Source organism: Nitrosomonas sp. (assembly GCF_019752415.1).
Lineage (GTDB): Bacteria > Pseudomonadota > Gammaproteobacteria > Burkholderiales > Nitrosomonadaceae > Nitrosomonas.
Window position 1 is genome coordinate 38,815 of sequence record NZ_JAIEME010000011.1, and the last position, 19,012, is coordinate 57,826.

The 19,012-nt window shown below is 45.1% G+C and carries 16 protein-coding genes; 13 read left to right on the plus strand and 3 right to left on the minus strand.

Annotated elements, in window-relative coordinates:
* The first annotated feature begins 143 nt into the window (after positions 1-143).
* Entirely contained in the window at positions 144-1,064 is a 921-nt protein-coding gene (locus K2P83_RS02685) for a CPBP family intramembrane glutamic endopeptidase (protein WP_292926333.1), read from the plus strand.
* Between the two features lie 34 nt (positions 1,065-1,098).
* Positions 1,099-1,809, plus strand: a complete 711-nt coding sequence (locus K2P83_RS02690) for a phosphoadenylyl-sulfate reductase (protein ID WP_292926334.1) — start codon at positions 1,099-1,101, stop codon at positions 1,807-1,809.
* 57 nt (positions 1,810-1,866) lie between these two features.
* Here K2P83_RS02690 and pip read toward each other — a convergent pair whose 3' ends face one another.
* Positions 1,867-2,829 (minus strand): prolyl aminopeptidase, encoded by a 963-nt coding sequence (gene pip, locus K2P83_RS02695; protein ID WP_292926335.1) that lies wholly within the window; start codon positions 2,827-2,829, stop codon positions 1,867-1,869.
* Between the two features lie 150 nt (positions 2,830-2,979).
* Here pip and K2P83_RS02700 point away from each other — a divergent pair, with 150 nt between their 5' ends.
* The 6 genes from K2P83_RS02700 to K2P83_RS02725 are packed head-to-tail and all read left to right on the plus strand — an operon-like array spanning position 2,980 to position 8,820.
* Positions 2,980-3,237, plus strand: a complete 258-nt coding sequence (locus tag K2P83_RS02700; protein ID WP_292926336.1) for a hypothetical protein — start codon at positions 2,980-2,982, stop codon at positions 3,235-3,237.
* The gene (locus tag K2P83_RS02705; protein WP_292926337.1) at positions 3,230-4,399 is read left to right on the plus strand and encodes a patatin-like phospholipase family protein; all 1,170 of its coding nucleotides are present in this window, start codon (positions 3,230-3,232) and stop codon (positions 4,397-4,399) included. Before K2P83_RS02700 ends, K2P83_RS02705 begins: the two co-directional genes overlap by 8 nt.
* A 51-nt stretch (positions 4,400-4,450) precedes the next feature.
* On the plus strand, positions 4,451-5,173 hold the full coding sequence (locus K2P83_RS02710; RefSeq protein WP_292926338.1) for a TerC family protein: 723 nt from the start codon (positions 4,451-4,453) through the stop codon (positions 5,171-5,173).
* 29 nt (positions 5,174-5,202) lie between these two features.
* Positions 5,203-5,628 (plus strand): universal stress protein, encoded by a 426-nt coding sequence (locus tag K2P83_RS02715; RefSeq protein WP_292926339.1) that lies wholly within the window; start codon positions 5,203-5,205, stop codon positions 5,626-5,628.
* 20 nt (positions 5,629-5,648) lie between these two features.
* The gene (locus tag K2P83_RS02720) at positions 5,649-6,413 is read left to right on the plus strand and encodes a 3',5'-cyclic-nucleotide phosphodiesterase (RefSeq protein WP_292926340.1); all 765 of its coding nucleotides are present in this window, start codon (positions 5,649-5,651) and stop codon (positions 6,411-6,413) included.
* Positions 6,414-6,435: 22 nt separating this feature from the next.
* Positions 6,436-8,820, plus strand: a complete 2,385-nt coding sequence (locus K2P83_RS02725; RefSeq protein WP_292926341.1) for an ATPase, T2SS/T4P/T4SS family — start codon at positions 6,436-6,438, stop codon at positions 8,818-8,820.
* 417 nt (positions 8,821-9,237) lie between these two features.
* Here K2P83_RS02725 and K2P83_RS02730 read toward each other — a convergent pair whose 3' ends face one another.
* Both K2P83_RS02730 and glnE read right to left on the minus strand, forming a co-directional pair.
* Positions 9,238-9,723 (minus strand): prepilin-type N-terminal cleavage/methylation domain-containing protein, encoded by a 486-nt coding sequence (locus K2P83_RS02730; RefSeq protein WP_292926342.1) that lies wholly within the window; start codon positions 9,721-9,723, stop codon positions 9,238-9,240.
* A gap of 210 nt (positions 9,724-9,933) precedes the next feature.
* Positions 9,934-12,723 (minus strand): bifunctional [glutamate--ammonia ligase]-adenylyl-L-tyrosine phosphorylase/[glutamate--ammonia-ligase] adenylyltransferase, encoded by a 2,790-nt coding sequence (gene glnE, locus K2P83_RS02735; RefSeq protein WP_292926343.1) that lies wholly within the window; start codon positions 12,721-12,723, stop codon positions 9,934-9,936.
* A 242-nt stretch (positions 12,724-12,965) separates the two neighbouring features.
* On the opposite strand from glnE, the gene K2P83_RS02740 reads away from it, so the two are divergent.
* The 5 genes from K2P83_RS02740 to ilvC all read left to right on the plus strand — a co-directional run bounded on the left by K2P83_RS02740 (position 12,966) and on the right by ilvC (position 18,943).
* Entirely contained in the window at positions 12,966-13,826 is an 861-nt protein-coding gene (locus K2P83_RS02740; RefSeq protein WP_292926344.1) for a carbon-nitrogen hydrolase family protein, read from the plus strand.
* 231 nt (positions 13,827-14,057) lie between these two features.
* The gene (gene tldD, locus K2P83_RS02745) at positions 14,058-15,530 is read left to right on the plus strand and encodes a metalloprotease TldD (RefSeq protein ID WP_292926366.1); all 1,473 of its coding nucleotides are present in this window, start codon (positions 14,058-14,060) and stop codon (positions 15,528-15,530) included.
* Between the two features lie 73 nt (positions 15,531-15,603).
* Positions 15,604-17,307, plus strand: a complete 1,704-nt coding sequence (locus tag K2P83_RS02750) for an acetolactate synthase 3 catalytic subunit (RefSeq protein WP_292926345.1) — start codon at positions 15,604-15,606, stop codon at positions 17,305-17,307.
* Between the two features lie 7 nt (positions 17,308-17,314).
* On the plus strand, positions 17,315-17,806 hold the full coding sequence (gene ilvN, locus K2P83_RS02755) for an acetolactate synthase small subunit (RefSeq protein WP_292926346.1): 492 nt from the start codon (positions 17,315-17,317) through the stop codon (positions 17,804-17,806).
* Between the two features lie 120 nt (positions 17,807-17,926).
* Complete coding sequence (gene ilvC / locus K2P83_RS02760; RefSeq protein ID WP_292926347.1) at positions 17,927-18,943, plus strand: ketol-acid reductoisomerase; 1,017 nt, start codon at positions 17,927-17,929, stop codon at positions 18,941-18,943.
* Positions 18,944-19,012 lie beyond the last annotated feature (69 nt).

A 19,012-nucleotide genomic window follows, 5' to 3' on the forward strand; every position in this document is an offset into this window, starting at 1 on the left:
CAGCGTCTATAGTTGCTACAGACAAGTGATTATCTCAATTTTGAGTCGAGTTTCATTTGTTGAAGTAATGATTGAGCCTGCTTTATGGAAACTATAAAAGGCACTCTTACTCCTTAATAACCATTCTCACTTTACCTTTTTGCATGACAACTATTCTTTCGTATCTGCGAGGATATGCTGCGACGCTTGATGAAGCACTGTGGCTTTTTTGTTTGATCTGGATGAGCATTCTAATCACCCTAAACTATACATTGGGGATTGAGAGTGAATTGATTAAAGGGCTCGATTCCCGTTTTGATCAATTATTAGCGCTTTTTCTGGTTTATTGCAGTGCTTTTGTGATCCCGTATTTATTTGCCATGACATACCGGAAACATCTAATTACTGCTACGCCGATGTTTTGGTTGCTACTGCTGATTGCACCCGCTTTGTTTGCGCTCAAAGTGAGTGTCGCTAATCCGTTGGAGAATAGCATGGACGGGATATGGGGCAGTTATGTAATAAGTATCACAACGCTACCCTTTAAGTTTTTAGTCGTACTTGTTCCATTAGTCGTTTTATATAAAATTCTTCCTGTGGAGCAAAATTATTGGGGAATGACACTGAAAAATGTTCAGTGGCGGCCTTACTGTCTGATGTTGGTTTTGATGGTGCCCTTGATCATCTTTGCCAGTACTCAACCGGATTTCTTGAGCGCTTATCCTAGATTTAAGCAAGTGGCTTTTATTGTGCCGTACACAGAAAATCCGCTGTGGTATCAATTTCTTTATGAAATAAGTTATGGTATAGATTTTATTACGATAGAATTATTCTTCCGAGGATTTTTGGTGTTTGCATTTATCCGTTATGCTGGGCCGTCAGCTATTTTGCCAATGGCCACATTCTATTGCAGTATTCATTTCGGTAAGCCGCTGCTTGAGTGCATATCTTCTTTCTTTGGCGGATTGATACTAGGTATAATCGCCCATAAAACACACTCCATCGTGGGTGGCTTGTCTGTCCATCTGGGTATCGCTTGGATGATGGAAATTGGGGGTTATGTCGGAAATCTAGTGATGAAATAATTTTTATAATGCAATTAAAGAATGAGTAAATAACATGTCTAAAGTAGCGCCTGTAATTCAGAGCCCCAGCAACAGTGCAGGCTTAAGTGCACAAGCCATCAGTGAATTAAATCAGCATTACCGCCCGCTTAATTTTGAAGCGCGATTACGTAAGCTTTACACCGATTTCCAGTCGGAAAGAATCATGGTGACATCTTCCTTCGCAGCAACTTCTGCGTATTTTCTGCATATCATTTCCTGTATTCGGCCGCAACAGGTTATATTTTTTATTGATACGGGATTTCATTTTCCAGAAACTTTGTTATACCGGGATTATCTGGTAGGGCTTTATCATTTGAAAGTCGAGGACGTGAGAGCAGATGACTATCAGCATCAATACAGTAAAAAAGAAAAACTGTATGAGACCGATCCGGATTTTTGCTGCACGATTAACAAGATTAATCCGCTGGAAGCGATCAAGCCCAATTATGATATCTGGGTGTCGAGCCTAATGAACTGGCAGACGGATCATCGTGCCGGTTTGGATATTTTTGAAGAACGCCGCGGGATTGTTAAGTTTAATCCAATGATTGACGTGACTCGTGAAGAGCGCGATGCGTATATTCTCGAGCATAGACTACCTTTTCATCCGCTAGTCGCGGAAGGTTACTCTTCGATTGGTTGTACGCACTGTACCGTGAAAGGTGAGGGTCGTTGTGGTCGCTGGTCTGGAAAACCTAAAACCGAGTGTGGTTTGCATCTTTAAATGTTGCAAATAATTTCCGCTGGTTTGCAGCGGAAATTATTGTGGCATCGTCTACGATTAAGCCGTGGTCGATTTAAATCGCTCCGTGGCGCTAATCAATGCCGCCTGTATGCCAGGTTCCCAAACCGAGTGTCCGGCATCATCAATGATAATGTATTCAGCCTGCGGCCATGCGTGATGCAAGTCATCGGCACTGATGATCGGGCAGACTGCGTCGTAGCGGCCTTGTACGATGGTGGCGGGAATAGTATGGAGTAAATGGATATTATCCAGTAGTGAATTTTCCGGTAAGAAGATATTGTGGCTGAAGTAGTGCGCCTCCATGCGTGCAAGTCCTAATGCGACGGTATCACTGGCAAAGTAACTGACCGTTGCCGGATTCGGCAGCAAAGTAGAGCAGGAACCTTCATAGGTGCTCCAAGTCCGTGCGGCGTGCATGTGTATCGCTGGATCAGGATCCATTAGGCGCCGGTAGTAAGCGGAAAGTATGTTACTTTGTTCTGCGGCAGACAGTGGTGCAACAAAGCCACGCCAGGCTTCCGGGAATAAATTACGCAATCCATAGAGAAACCAGTCAATCTCTGCTTTGCGGCAAAGAAAAATCCCGCGCAGCATAAAACTCAAGCAGCGTTCAGGATGCGCTTGACCGTACGCGAGAGCCAACGTGCTGCCCCAGGATCCGCCAAAAATGTGCCATTTGTCGATTTTTAGGTGTTGCCTAAGTAATTCCAGATCATTAATCAGATGTAGTGTTGTATTATCTTGAATTTCACCGAGTGGTATTGAACGCCCCGCACCTCTCTGATCATAGATGACAATACGATAATGTGCTGGATCAAAGAAACGCCGATGCGCCGCTGTTGCTCCGGCTCCGGGACCGCCATGAAGAAATACAACCGGTACGCCCGAAGGATCCCCTGATTCTTCCCAGTACATCGTATGTATTTTATCAAGGGATAATGTTCCATGCCGGTAAGGTTTGATCTCAGGATAAAGTGTAGCAGGGTGATGATTATTCATGATATGGCTATAAGAATCGCTGGTTAATAGGTTATAAAAATGATAGAAAAGAGTGGCAAACAGCACAGATTTCAAAACTTAGATGAATTATAGTTCTGATATATTGATTGACAGGCCACATACTGTGTCAATGTTAAAAGGATTAATCATATGCCTAATACTATACTGAGAGAACAAGAAGTTTTCATGTTACGTGGAGAGATGGAGATATTAATGAATGAACGTCAATGCCTGTTGGATACCACAGGCGCTGCAGCCATATTTGTGGCTAATCTGGACAGTACCTTATTGCCGGATTCGGCCTGTCAAGCAGCTAAGGTTTTATCAAATTCTTTAAATAAGTTACCTGAAGAGACCTTGCGGGATGCGCTGGAGAAGGTGAAATCAGAGTTTGCAGTTCGTGCATGAACAGAAAACAGATTTAGTCACGCCTAAGGTTGGTCTTGTTCTAACCGGAGGTGGGGCGCGCGCTGCATATCAAGTGGGCGTATTGCGTGCCATTGCGGAGCTATTGCCCGATAAGACACGCAATCCTTTTCCTGTCATTTGTGGAACTTCCGCGGGTGCCATTAATGCAACCAGCATTGCAGTTTCAGCGAACAATTTTGCTGAGGGCGTGGAGCAACTTGAAGCTGTTTGGTCGAATTTTCATGTCAATCAGATTTACCGCTCGGATTTTATGGGCGTAATGCATAACACTTTACGCTGTCTGCTTTCTTTAGTATCGAATGAATATAGTCAACATAATGCGATTTCCCTCCTGGACAATGCACCCTTAGAAGCACTATTAAAAGATCGCTTTCCGTTTCGCTCTATTCAATATTCTATCCGTTCTGGAGCATTGCATGCGCTGGGACTCACTGCATGGGGTTATACGTCGGGGCAATCGGTTACCTTTTATCAGGCAGCCAGGGAAGTGATTCCGTGGAAAAGAGCACAAAGATTGGGTGTTCCCGTTGACATTGGTGTCGAGCATTTGATGGCTTCTTCGTCAATACCGTTTATTTTTCCCTCCGTGAAACTGAACCGAGAGTACTTCGGCGATGGCTCAATGCGCCAGATGGCGCCCATCAGTCCAGCGCTGCATTTGGGGGCAGATAAGGTGCTGATTATTGGTGTACGCAAAGCTGTTACTGACGAACCTGAACGCATGAGCGCTTCGAGTTATCCGCCCTTCGCGCAGATTGCAGGGCATGCGCTAAATAGTATATTTGTTGATAGCCTGGATGTAGATCTGGAACGTTTGTTGCGAATTAATGAAACACTCAAACTGATTCCTCCTGATGTATTTAAAGCAAAAAATATATCGTTGCGCCCTGTTGAAGCGATGATGATATCGCCCAGCGAGGGCATTAACGAAATTGCGCAAAAATATACGCATACCTTACCGTGGATCATGCGTTCTCTGTATCGTGCTATTGGTGCAATGGGACCCAATGGTTCAACTTTATTGAGTTACGTGTTATTTGAAGCCCCTTTCTGCCGGGATTTAATCGCATTGGGATATAAGGATACCTTGCAACAGAAAGATGAACTTTTGAAGTTCATCGGCGTACAAGACAAAGTTTAGAAAATACGATGGTTACTTTTTTATTGAATTGAAATTCTGTTAGGGAAAAAAATGGATTTTGATAGTCCGCAATTCTGGATTGCAGTCATGCAGATCATTGCGATTGATATTGTGCTGGGTGGCGATAACGCCGTCGTGATCGCGCTTGCCTGTCGGCGCTTGCCTGAAAAACAACGCAAGCTTGGCATTTTCTGGGGTGTTTTTGGTGCCATTATTTTACGTGTGGTGCTGATCTTTTTTGCTTTGAGCCTGCTGGCTATCCCTTACTTAAAGATTGTTGGTGCGGCTTTATTGATATGGATCGGTGTCAAGTTACTGCAGCCTGAACCGGAAGGGGCGCATGAAATTGATGCCAGTACGACCTTAGTAGGCGCAATCAAGACGATTATTGTGGCGGACGCTGTGATGAGTCTTGATAATGTGATTGCTATCGCTGGGGCGGCTAAGGACGATATTGGGCTGGTGATTTTTGGTTTGGTGATTAGTGTACCTATCATTGTATGGGGCAGCCAAGTGGTGATGAAGGTCATGGATCGTTATCCGGTAACGATTGCTATTGGTGCTGGGCTGTTGGGATGGATTGCTGGTGACATGGTTGTTACTGATGTAGTCACGAAGGAGTGGATTAGTACGCAGGCGAAGTATTTACAATGGATTGCACCGGCCGCTACTGCTTTATTGGTAGTTGTGACAGGGAAAATGCTGGCTGCCCGGAAACCAGCTAAACCCCAACCATTGGAAGATTTAGCCGATGAAAAAATTTCCAAACATTAGCTTCTGTATAAAAAATTGAGAGACCGATCATGTTGAAAATTCTGCTACCCGTAGATGGCTCTGAAAACTCCAGCAAAACAGTGACCGATTTCATTCAATTACTGGTTTGGTACAAGGAAAAACCGGAATTCCACTTGTTGAATGTGCAGTATCCGCTGGATGGAAATATTTCATCGTTCATTAATCAGGCGGATATTAAGCAATACCATCAGGAAGAAGCCTTAAAAAGCCTACAGAATACCCGAGATTTGCTTGATCAAGCTGGGATTGCTTACCAGTATCATATTCTTGTCGGCGATCCCGCTGAAATGATCGTTCGCTTTGCTACTGAAAAACAGTACGATCAAATCATCATGGGGCCGCGTGGAAAGGGAGGCCTAAGCGGCTTGTTGCTTGGGTCAGTAACCAACAAAGTAATGCAATTATCAAATATTCCCGTGTTATTGATCAAATAATGAATTGCTGAGGAAATCTATTGAAACTCAGAGTCTTGGGGTGTGGCGGAGGGATTGGAGGCGGCGCACAGACCACCGCTATGCTGCTGGATGATGATGTTTTGATTGATGCAGGAACGGGTGTGGGAAGACTGAGTTTCTCAGACCTGATCAAAATTGATCATATTTTTGTCACCCATGCGCATTTGGATCATGTGGCTTTTATTCCTTTTTTAGTAGATACCGTTGGTTCTATGCGCACCAAACCTCTAATCATCCACGCGATACAAGCGACATTGGATGTATTGCAGGCGCATTTGTTTAATTGGCAGATTTGGCCGGATTTTACCAAAATTCCAGATCATAATTTGCCTTACATGCGTTACGAAGCTTTATCCCTCGGTCATGCCAGTGATTTGAATGGACGAAAAATCACGCCGCTACCTGCGAATCATGTAGTTCCGGCTGTTGGTTATCAATTGGATTCCGGTCGTGGGAGTCTTGTATTTACCGGAGATACAACGACTAATGATGCGCTCTGGACAGCCGTTAATAAAATTGAGAACCTTAAGTATTTAATCATTGAATCAGCATTCTGCAATCAGAAAAGGGATATTGCGATCAGGTCTAAACATCTGTGTCCCAGTTTATTGGCGGAAGAATTGGAAAAACTTGAACAGACTGCGGAAATATTTATTACACACCTGAAGCCCAGTGAAGCAGATGCGATTATGCGCGAAATACAGCAATACATAGGAAGATATAGTCCGCAACGGCTTGAGAACGATCAATTATTCGAATTCTAGGAAGCTCTGGAGAACCGATACCATGAATACAACTGTTACGACACCACTCAAGCAAACGGATGCGACTGATATCAATAACGAATTGAATTTTGCTAAAAATTTGCAGATGGTCGTCAACAAAATAAACGCTGCCAATGATATCGACGAAATCATGCTGGAAGTTAGCAAGGATATCTGTGCATTGTTCAATGCGGATCGATTGACTGTTTATGCGTTGAGCGACGATAAATCTGCTTTTATTTCCCGGGTTAAAACAGGCTTTGATTCTTTCCAGGACCTGAGATTGCCGGTGGCAGAAAACAGCATTGTTGGTTTTTCGGGTTTGCAGAAGCAAGTCCTCAATATTGAGGATGTTTACAATAAGAGCGAGTTAAAACAAATCAATCCAACGCTTGTCTTTTCGCATGAGGTTGATAAGCGTACCGGGTATCGAACCAAACAGATGGTGGTGGTGCCGATCCTGAATGCAGATAATCAGGAATTGTTGGGCGTAGTCCAGGCCATTAATAACAGGAGTAACCAGCCATTCCCGGTAGCAACTGCTGTTGCAGGTATGATTGAGATCTGTAAGACCCTTGCAATTATATTTAAACAGCGTCAGAAGCCTGTTCAGCTACTTAAATCGAAATACGATTATTTGATTTTCGATGCGGTGATTTCTGCTGCCGAATTTGAGTTGGCGACGCGTTCGGCGCGAAAAAAAGGGTGTGATCTGGAAGATGTGTTGCTCGACGAATTCCAGATTGGTTTGTCGCTCATCGGCAAAGCGCTTTCTTCATTTTTTTCGGTCCGGTACGAGCCTTTTAAAAAGGATCGGATTCGGCCGATGGATTTGCTTAAAAATTTAAAAAAGGACTATGTCGAGAGTAATTCCTTGTTGCCGATTGATGAAATTAAAGAAGGGCTGGTGGTTCTCACATTGGATCCTGAGCGGGTTAAGTCACAGCGCATCGCCAACACTATTTTCCCCAAGCATAAGATTATCTATGCGGTTACCACCAAGCGTGAGTTTAATGCAACGGTTGAACAGTTCTATGGTGGTCAGCAGGGTGAAAGTGATACAGGCGATATTAATGAGATGCTGTTTAATCTTGCGGATGAGAATGTTGAAGAAGGGTTCAACGAAATAGAAGAATCTGCAGAAGCTTCCGACAATGAGCTGGTCAAGCTCGTCAATAAAATCATCATCGATGCCTATAAAATGGGAGTGTCGGATATTCATGTCGAACCTTACACAGGAAAAGAGAAAACCAAAATCCGCTTTCGCAAGGATGGCTCATTAATGTCTTATATCGAGGTTCCGGCCAGTTATCGTAATCCGCTGGTGACACGCATTAAGATTATGTGTGATATGGATATTTCCGAGAAGCGCAGGCCGCAGGATGGCAAGATTAAATTCAGGAAATTTGCGCCATTGGACATTGAATTGCGCGTTGCGACTATTCCTTCAGCGGGCGGACTGGAAGATGTCGTCATGCGTATACTCGCTACCGGTGAACCGATTCCGCTGGATAAGATGGGGTTTACTGCGCACAATTTGGAGGAGCTGAAAAAAATAATCAGTAAACCGTATGGGCTATTTTTTGTGTGTGGCCCAACCGGCTCGGGTAAAACGACCACGTTGCATTCGGTGTTGAAGTACCTCAATCGTACAGAAACCAAAATTTGGACAGCGGAAGATCCGGTTGAGATCACCCAAAAGGGATTGCGGCAGGTGCAGATCAATGTTAAGGCAGGCTTGACCTTTCCGGTCATCATGCGGTCTTTTCTGCGTGCCGATCCGGATATCATTATGGTCGGTGAGATGCGCGACAAGGAAACCACCAGTATCGGGATTGAGGCTTCATTAACGGGACATCTGGTTTTGGCGACATTGCATACCAATAGCGCGCCGGAATCTGTGACCCGCTTGTTGGATATGGGGATGGATCCGTTTAATTTTGCCGATGCGTTGTTGGGAGTTTTAGCGCAACGGCTGGCGAAGCGTCTGTGTCAATGTAAAGAATCGTATGTGGCCAGCGAACATGAAATCAAATCTTTATTAACAGAATATTGTGATGAATTGAATCATATTGACCGGTTTAAAGCGAATCCGGAAGCCGCCTACCAAGAAGTTCATGATCAATGGATCAAACAATACGGTGATGACGCGGGGCAGATTATCTTGTGTAAACCAGCCGGTTGTGATGACTGTGCCGGTACTGGTTATTCGGGCCGGGTAGGGTTGCATGAACTGATGATTGCCAGTGACGCATTGAAAAAGAATATCCAGGAACATGCCCGCGTCGCGGAAATGCTAGTGACGGCATTGGATGATGGGATGCGAACGCTGAAGCAAGATGGAATCGAGAAGGTGTTGCAGGGAGTTACCGATATGCATCAGGTGCGGGTGGTTTGTATCAAGTAATTGTTTTCCTTGGTATGTTACTAAAATAGGTTTTGTTGTGGTGTGTGGAAAGTGACAAAAATTGTCACTTTCTGACGTAATACGCCATATGTGAAGACGACCATCAAGTCTTCGTCGAAATCTTCCTAATGTATTCCGTATCCTTTCCCAATCAGGTGTCATTTCCAGTTAAGAAAGCTTGGAATAATGTACATTGGTTATTCCAATAGGAATGAGCAATCTTTGTTAATCAGCAGTATCGATTGCTTGTTGTGCTTGCGATGATGAATAACCAGAAATTGCCGGTAAGGAATATTTGACTTGCTTGGATATTGAGAAGCGCTCGGTATTCTGAGCCGGGTGTGGAAAAGGCGCAATGCCATTTTGGTATTGCGCCTTTCAAGTTAACTATCTAACCTTAGAACTAACTTTAATTTACTAGCAAATAGCACCAGCAGCACGAGTTGAGCAACCGCCACCTCTAACCCAATTCACTTTGCCATCTGCTCCAAGTGTACCAACAAGCTGAAAGGTGTCTGCTACTGCTATTCCATTAACAGCTCTAGGCGCGAGTGTTAGTGTGGCTACAGCACCTGCGACTGCAAGTGTGACTCCGGCCGGATTAAACGGGGAAGTGGCTGCCGCAGTTGCGATACCAGGAATGCCAGCAGTAACTGCTGCAGCATTGGGTACGCCAGCAGCTACTGCGATTGCTGTAAAAGCACCAGCATTCACACAATCCCCACTCTGTGCGCATACTTCTACTGCGAGTTTATAAGGTGCGGATGCTGAACTAACTTCAGTAAACCGAGCTTTTAGAGTATAGTTTTGATAAGCAGGCACCGCTACAGCAGCCAGAATACCAATAATAGCCACAACGATCATTAATTCGATAAGTGTAAAACCTTTTTGTGCTTGTTGCATTTGTTATTCTCCTTTAGGTTGAGTCGGGACACACCGCGTGTGCGCGGCTTAGAATAAGCATAAATCGTGCCAGATTCTTTGATTACAAGAAAGTTGTAAAGTAATGACGTGCTTATTTTTCAAATGAATTGCGCTTTTTAATGGTGCTTCGAGTGTCAATCCGTATTTTAAGTTTCATTTTTATTGTACAGTGACCCGGTACAATTCGCATCAATCCCCAAATACTTTCTCCCACAGCGTCAGAACGGCCATGCGATCGTCTTTCAAATGGCTGCCTTCTACGCGGGTAAATTTCTGCGCTTGCCCATCGATGGGCACACCGCCTGTCATATCCGCATCGCCATTTAATCGCTGGCGGTGCTGGATGCGCCGGAATTCCCGGTAAGCGGAGCGTACTTGCTCGGCCGTGTCGATGGGGATCAGTCCCAGTTCGCCAGCCAGTTTTAACAGTGCGATATTGCCGATATTGCCGGTTAATTGAGGGTATTGGCAGGAATATCCCAGCACCAGATACTGCACAATGAATTCGACATCAATAATGCCGCCGCGGTCGTGTTTGATGTCAAATAATGGGGTTGGATTGGGGTGAACGTCCAGCATCTTTTCGCGCATTTTTAAAATATCTTGCTTCAATTCGATTAAATTGCGCAATTTGCACAGAATTTCTTTGCGCGTGTTTTCGAAAGCTTCTGCCACCTGCAAATCTCCTGCCACAAAGCGTGCCCGGGTTAATGCCTGGTGTTCCCAGACCCAAGCTTGTTCTCGCTGGTATTGCGCAAAAGCTTCCATCGAACTGACCAGTAAGCCGGTGGCGCCGTTGGGACGCAGGCGCAAATCGGTCTCATACAGTAAGCCTGCTGAGGTGTGGCGGGTGAGCCAGGCGTTGATGCTTTGTCCAAGCTTGGTGTAGATCTCCGCAGCATCGGGGTGATCGTCTTCATAAAGAAAAATCAAGTCGAGATCAGAAGCATATCCGAGTTCTTTCCCTCCCAGCTTGCCATAGCCAATAATGGCAAATACAGGCTTTTCGTGATGGCGTTTTTTTAAACCGGACCAGGCCAGATCGAGCACTGTATCCAGAATCAGATCGGCCAACGCGGTCAAGTGATCGCTCAGGGTTTCGAGCACTAACGTGCCTTCCAGATCGGTAACCAATAACCGGAATACCTGGGCGTGCTGGAAGTGCCGCAGCACATCCATCTGCCATTCGACAACATCATTTTTTGGATTGTTGACATGATTCAACTGATAAATGAGTTCGTTGTGCAGTGCATTCCAGTCCGGGACGGGGTGTGGCGCGTCATGGCGTAATAATTCATCCAGCAAAATAGGATGTCGTGCCAGATAATCGCTGGCCCATTGGCTGATGCTGACAAGTTCAGCTACGCGCTGCAGTGTATGGGGATGTTCCAGTAAAAGCGCCAGATAGGATGTTTGCGGGCTAATCTTTTCCAGTAATTGCAGCATGCGTTCCAGTGTGGCTTCAACCGGTGGATGCTCAGCAACCGCCTCAATCAGTATTGGAACCAGCGTGTTGATTTGTTGCTGACTGGATTCGGAGAGTTGATGATAGAAAGTGCCTTGATAAAATAATCGTAATCGTTCCGAAATTTTTGCAGGCTCAGTGAATCCCATGGTGCTGAGTTGTGTGGCGGCGGCTTCCGTTTGCGAGATATCCTGTGTCTCAGCTTGCCACAGATAAGCCAGCATGTCATGAGTGGATGATTTTCTCGGAGTTGCAAAAATCAGCTCAAAATGACGCGTCACATTCTTGCGGTGGATATCCAACTGTTGCATAAAACTAGCATAATCAGGGAATCCCATAGCGGTTGCTATAAGATGCTCATCGGTTGGATTCAGTGGGAGTGTCTGTGTCTGTTGATCATCCAGGTACTGGAGGCGATGTTCCAGTTTACGCAGAAAGTGATAAGCATTCGTGAGTTCCGCGACAGCTTGTTGCGGAAGCTGTTGTTTATTCTGCAAGCGATGTAAAACACTTAATGTGGGTCGAATACACAAATCCACATCGCGGCCCCCCCGGATCAATTGAAAAACCTGCGTAATAAATTCTATTTCACGAATTCCCCCGGGTCCCAGTTTGATGTTGTCGTGCATTTCACGACGCTCGACCTCCTTCCGCAATTGCGCATGTAAACGACGCATTGATTCGTAAGCGCCAAAGTCCAGATACTTGCGAAATACAAACGGCCTTACAATTTTCTCCGTGAGGGTCGATTCAGCTTCGGTATCCGCGTGACCTGCAATTACCCGGCCTTTGATCCAGGCATACCGTTCCCATTCCCGTCCTTGTTTGATGAAATATTCTTCCAGCATAGGAAAGCTGATTGCCAAAGGACTGTTTTCTCCATGCGGACGCAAGCGCATGTCGACGCGGAATACATAACCATCTACCGTGTAGTCATTGAGACTGGCAATCAGTTTGCGGCCGAGGCGGGCAAAAAATTCATGGTTTGAAATGGGTTTGGCGCCATTGGTTTCGCCATCTTCCGGGTAAACGAAGATCAAATCAACATCGGATGATACGTTGAGTTCACCACCGCCCAGCTTACCCATGGCTACGACCAGCATACGCTGAGGCGCATTGCTTTGTTCTCCGATGGGTAATCCAAAGCGACCGGCTTGCGTTAGCCAGTTTTCATGGTACTTAAGCGCAAAATTGATGGTGACTTCAGCGAGCTCAGTCATGCTGGTCATAACTTCGGATAAATCAGCTTGACCGCTGATATCACGTATGGCCAATCGGAGCATAACTTGCTTGCGTAAATCGCGCAGTACGCGATGTAAAATATCTTCGTTGGTAATCAGTGCGGAATGAGAATTCAGGAACGCCAGCATTTCCTCTCTTTTGAAAGAAGTTTGAAGCGTTGTTAGCAATACAATTTTTCGTGCAGGTTCGCTGTCGATTATGCGTTGTGCATAACGACTAAAAGGCAATGCGGCGGTGAGCGTTGCATCCGGTGAGTGCTTGATAGTGTGCATAATATTAAGCGATAAATTTTATAGAATAACAAAGCCTATGTTTGCTTATAACCGATAAAGCATAAATCAAATTAGAACGTTGTCAGAGTAAATGCTAGAATCCAGTTTAGCAAAGCGCGAATCCTTGATTTTATATGGAATAATTAGAAAAAGCGCTTGATAATAACGAGAATTCATAAAGGTTTCAGTCAAAGATCAGTTTTTTCTTGAAATGAAATCCAGAAAATCAGAGCGAATTAAAAATGTTAAACAATATCACTAAACAACAACCATTAATTGAAAACGAGAAACGTAAAGGTTTTCGCGTAGCTGCCATTCAAATGGCCTCTGGTCCGAGTGTATCGGCAAATCTGGAAGAAGCGGCGCGCTTAATAGAAGATGCGGCATATAAAAAAGCAGAACTGATTGTTTTGCCTGAGTATTTCTGTATTATGGGAATGAAGGATACGGATAAATTGACTGTCCGGGAACAACCTGGCGATGGGCAAATACAGAGGTTTCTCAGCGATACGGCGAAACGCTTGGGTGTATGGTTGGTGGGTGGGTCGGTGCCATTAGCGTCTCCTGAGACGGATAAGGTTTATAATAGTTGCTTAGTTTATGCAGATAATGGAGAACAGGTTGCACGCTACGACAAAATTCATTTGTTTGGCTTGCAATTGGGCAATGAGTATTATGCCGAGGAAAAAACCATCAAAGCAGGGAGTCAAGTAGTGACTGTAGACTCTCCCTTTGGCCGTATTGGTTTGTCGATATGCTACGATCTGCGGTTTCCGGAGTTGTTCCGCATGATGAATAAAGTTGATATCATCTTGGCACCTGCGGCATTTACTGCGATTACTGGGAAAGCGCATTGGGAAGTGTTGGTTCGTGCACGTGCGGTTGAGAATATGGCTTATGTGATAGCACCCGGGCAAGGCGGTTACCATGTGAGTGGACGCGAAACGAATGGGGACAGTATGATTGTCGATCCCTGGGGTGTTGTGATGGAGCGTTTGCCACGTGGTGCCGGAGCCGTGGTAGCGACAATCGATCCAGAGTATCAGACCAGTTTACGGGCAAACTTGCCCGCATTAGATCATCGAATCTTGCAGTACTGTTAAGCTTCTAAGAATTTAGAAATTAACAGACTCTTTAAGTTGTTGTGTAATCTATTGCAGGAGTTATTGAACGACTCATTGGATTTTATAACTAAAATGGGTGAGTATAATCATCGTTGGCAGTACTGTGCTGTATCGAAGAATGTTTTTCGAGCGAGTGGCGCCTGAAGTGATCGTTGATTCGGGTACAGTTTTCTGGATAGGCAGTAAATAAATAAAATAAATCTTCATATGATGACGACTGAGTGTATGACAGAAACAAAAGATTTTTATGCAATAGCCGACCGTTGTTTGTTGTCGCCATATGATATCGATGCTGCTCGATTGCAACAGGTGTTGGGTCAAATACTGACGCATCATATTGACTATGCTGATCTCTACTTTCAATACAGTCGCTCGGAAGGTTGGATGCTGGAAGAAGGCATTGTTAAGTCGGGCAGCTTCAATATCGAACAGGGCGTTGGTGTTCGCGCTATCAGCGGAGAAAAGACCGGGTTTGCTTATTCCGATGACATCAGTATGCCAGCGCTTGTGTCGGCTGCTCAAGCAACACGGGCGATTGCTAATCAAGGCGGGACGCACTCAGTACAAGTGGTGAAACGTAATCAAATGGGGCGGCAGACGCAGCTTTATTTACCGGAAGATCCAATAGCAAGTCTTAAGGATGCAGATAAAGTAGCCTTATTGGAAAGGTTAGAACGCTATACCCGGCAGCTTGATCGGCGAGTTACCCAGGTGATTGCCTCACTCGCCGGTGAATATGAAGTGGTATTGGTAACACGCAGCGATGGGTTGCTTGCGGCTGATGTCCGGCCGCTGGTTCGATTGTCATTGCAAGTGATTGCTGAAGAAAATGGCCGTCGTGAGCAAGGTGTGGCCGGCGGTGGCGGGCGCTTCAGCTATGCTTATTTCAACGATGAAATTTTGCGGGATTATGCACAAAAAGCTGTTCATCAGGCTGTGGTTAATCTGGATGCGCGTCCTGCACCGGCTGGCACCATGACGGTTGTTCTGGGGAGTGGCTGGCCTGGGATATTGCTGCATGAAGCAATTGGTCATGGACTGGAAGGAGATTTCAACCGGAAAGGTAGTTCGGCTTTTTCGGGACGCGTGGGCGAACGCGTTGCTGCTCCCGGCGTTACGGTTGTCGACGATGGAACAATTCCGCAGAGACGCGGGTCGTTAAATATTGATGACGAAGGTAATCCGACACAATGTACTGTATTGATAGAAGATGGCATACTGAGAGGCTACTTGCAGGACAGCCTGAATGCCCGGTTGATGGATTTACCCGTGACCGGGAATGGCCGGCGTGAATCTTTCGCGCATATACCGATGCCACGCATGACCAATACGTATATGCTGAATGGTGATAAGGATCCTGCGGAAATTATTGCTTCAGTGAAACATGGTTTGTACGCAGCAAATTTTGGCGGCGGACAGGTCGACATTACCAGCGGGAAATTTGTTTTCTCGGCAGCAGAAGCTTACATGATTGAAGATGGAAAAATTACCTATCCGGTTAAAGGCGCTACACTGATTGGTAACGGTCCCGATGTATTGACACGGGTTTCCATGATTGGGAACGATATGTTGTTGGACCCGGGTGTAGGAACATGTGGTAAAGAAGGACAAAGTGTGCCGGTTGGCGTTGGGCAGCCGACATTACGCATCGATGGATTGACTGTGGGTGGTACAGGAATTTGACGGTACTATGATGGAACTATTACTGTTAGAATATTTTATAACTTGTTGAAATTGATATTGGGATGCAGAAAGCATGAGTGTGGAATTGACCGGCGCTGAAATTACAATACGTTGTTTGCAGGAAGAGGGCGTGCGTTGTATTTTCGGCTATCCTGGCGGGGCAGTATTGTTTATTTATGATGAATTATTCAAGCAGGATAAAGTCCGGCATATATTGGTGCGTCATGAACAGGCCGCGGTACATGCAGCAGATGGTTATGCCCGCTCTAGCAATAATGTGGGTGTAGCGCTGGTTACTTCGGGGCCAGGCGTGACAAATGCAGTGACAGGTATTGCAACAGCTTATATGGATTCAATCCCTATGGTGATTATCAGCGGGCAAGTGCCCACAAGTGCCATTGGTCTGGATGCATTTCAGGAAGTTGATACGGTGGGTATTACACGTCCTTGTGTTAAACATAATTTTCTGGTTAAGGATATAACCGAGCTGGCACAAACTATTAAAAAAGCCTTCTATATTGCTTCGACAGGTCGTCCCGGTCCTGTGCTGGTGGATATACCCAAAGATGTTTCGCAACAAAAAACTAAATTTGCTTACCCGGACAAGATAACCATGCGGTCCTATAATCCGGTGACCAAGGGACATTCCCGGCAAATTAAGAGAGCTGCAGAATTGATTCTTAGCGCCAAACGCCCAGTGATCTATGCAGGTGGTGGCGTGATATTAAGTGATGCTGCACCACAGTTAACTGAATTGGTGCAAATGCTGAATTTTCCTTGTACTAATACGCTGATGGGATTGGGCGGATATCCTGCGACAGATAAGCAATCCTTGGGTATGCTGGGCATGCACGGTACGTATGAAGCTAACATGGCGATGCAGTATTGTGATGTTTCGGTGGCAGTGGGTGCGCGCTTTGATGATCGTGTGATCGGTAACCCTAAACATTTTTCTAATGAAAATAGAAAGATCATTCATATTGATATAGATCCGTCCTCCATTTCAAAACGCGTTAAGGTAGATGTGCCGATTGTGGGTGATGTTCTGGATGTGCTGAAAGAACTCATCAAGCTACTAAAAGCCGAAAAGGGAAAACCCGATCAAGCTGCATTGAAAGAGTGGTGGAAACAGATCGAGTTATGGCGTGAGCGCGATTGTCTTAAATATGATCGTGAAAGTAAGATTATTAAACCGCAAATGGTGATTGAGAAATTGTTCAATATCACTAAAGGGGATGCATTTATCACCTCGGATGTCGGACAACATCAAATGTGGGCCGCACAATTTTATAAATTCGATAAACCGCGCCGCTGGATTAATTCCGGTGGATTGGGCACGATGGGTTTCGGTATGCCTGCCGCAATGGGTGTCCAACTGGCTAACCCGAAAGGCAAAGTGGCTTGTATTACGGGTGAGGCGAGCATTCAGATGTGTATTCAGGAATTATCAACCTGCAAGCAATATAAACTTCCTCTAAAAATCATTAACTTGAATAATCGGTACATGGGTATGGTAAGGCAATGGCAGGAGTTTTTTCACGGTAATCGCTATGCGGAGTCCTATATGAATGCACTCCCGGATTTTGTGAAGCTGGCTGAAAGCTACGGACATGTCGGGATGAAAATTGAGCGGCCAGAAGATGTGGAAGGTGCCTTGAAGGAAGCATTTAAACTGAAGGATCAACTGGTATTCATGGACTTTATTACCGATCAAACTGAGAACGTTTTTCCCATGGTGCCGGGTGGTAAAGGGCTTTCTGAAATGATTCTGGTGTAGAAAATAAATGCGACATATTATTTCTTTATTGATGGAAAATGAAGCAGGTGCTTTGTCTCGCGTAGCAGGCCTGTTTTCAGCTCGTGGCTACAATATTGAATCACTTTCAGTAGCACCAACTGAAGATCCGACGTTGTCACGAATGACAGTAGTGACTATTGGCTCTGATGAGGTGGTGGAACAAGTGACCAAGCAATTGAATAAGTTGATTGAAGTTGTAAAAATAATCGACTTGAATGAAGGTAATCATATAGAGCGCGAGTTAATGCTGGTCAAAGTACGTGCGATTGGTTCAGATCGGGAAGAAATCAAACGGCTGGTTGAAATTTTTCGTGGTTGTATTATTGATGTCACAGACAAATCCTATACCATCGAGTTAACGGGCACCAGCTCGAAACTGGATGCGTTTCTTGAAGCAGTAGAGCGGAGCGCCGTTCTGGAAACAGTGCGTACAGGTGCTTCCGGCATAGGGCGCGGGGAATGGATTTTAAAGGTATAATCTCTATTTGCTGATTAATCCGAATCTTGAGGTTAGCAATCTAGAGCATTTATACTTTGAATAAAGTATTTTCTCTATTGCGCGCCTGTTTCTATCCTAATTTTGTTTAAAAGGAAAATAATGAAAGTCTATTACGATAAAGATGCAGATCTGTCTCTTATTAAAGGAAAGAAAGTAACTATTTTGGGTTATGGTTCGCAGGGGCATGCACATGCTAATAATTTGAGCGAATCGGGAGTAAAGGTTACGGTTGGTCTGCGCAAAGGTGGAGCATCCTGGAGTAAAGCGGAAAATGCTGGGTTAGCGGTCAAAGAAGTTGCTGAAGCGGTTAAGGATGCCGATGTTGTCATGGTTTTATTGCCCGACGAACAGATTGGATCAGTCTATAAAGCGGAGATCGAACCAGGGCTGAAAAAGAATGCTACCGTAGCATTTGCTCATGGTTTTAGTGTTCACTATGGACAGGTAAGCCCGCGTGAAGATCTTGATGTGATCATGATTGCACCTAAGGGCCCTGGTCATTTGGTTCGTTCCACGTATCTGCAGGGCGGTGGCGTACCTTCACTGATTGCAGTGCATCAGGATAAGTCAGGTAAAGCACGCGATTTGGCGCTGTCTTATGCAGCTGCGAACGGCGGTACGCGAGGCGGGGTGATCGAGACCAGTTTCCGTGAAGAGACTGAAACAGACTTGTTTGGCGAGCAGGTTGTATTATGTGGCGGTTTGACCGCGTTGATACAAGCCGGCTTTGAAACTCTAGTAGAGGCTGGCTATGCACCGGAAATGGCTTATTTTGAGTGCTTGCATGAGGTAAAACTTATTGTAGATTTGATTTATGAAGGCGGTATCGCAAATATGCGCTATTCCATTTCCAATAATGCGGAATATGGCGATGTGTCACGTGGGCCGCGCATTATTACCGATGAAACACGTGCAGAAATGCGCAAAATATTACGCCAGATTCAGACGGGTGAATACGCCCGGGAATTTATTCTGGAAAATCAATCCGGGGCGCCTGTACTTAAATCAAGCCGCCGTATAGCATCCGAACATCAAATTGAACAAGTGGGTGCAAAGTTGCGCGATATGATGCCGTGGATCAAGAAAAACAAACTCGTGGACCAAGTGAAAAACTAGAGAATTGTTGTTTCTTCTATGATTTGAACTTTGGTTTCTTCACCATTCAAACTCTTGTTGTAATTTATC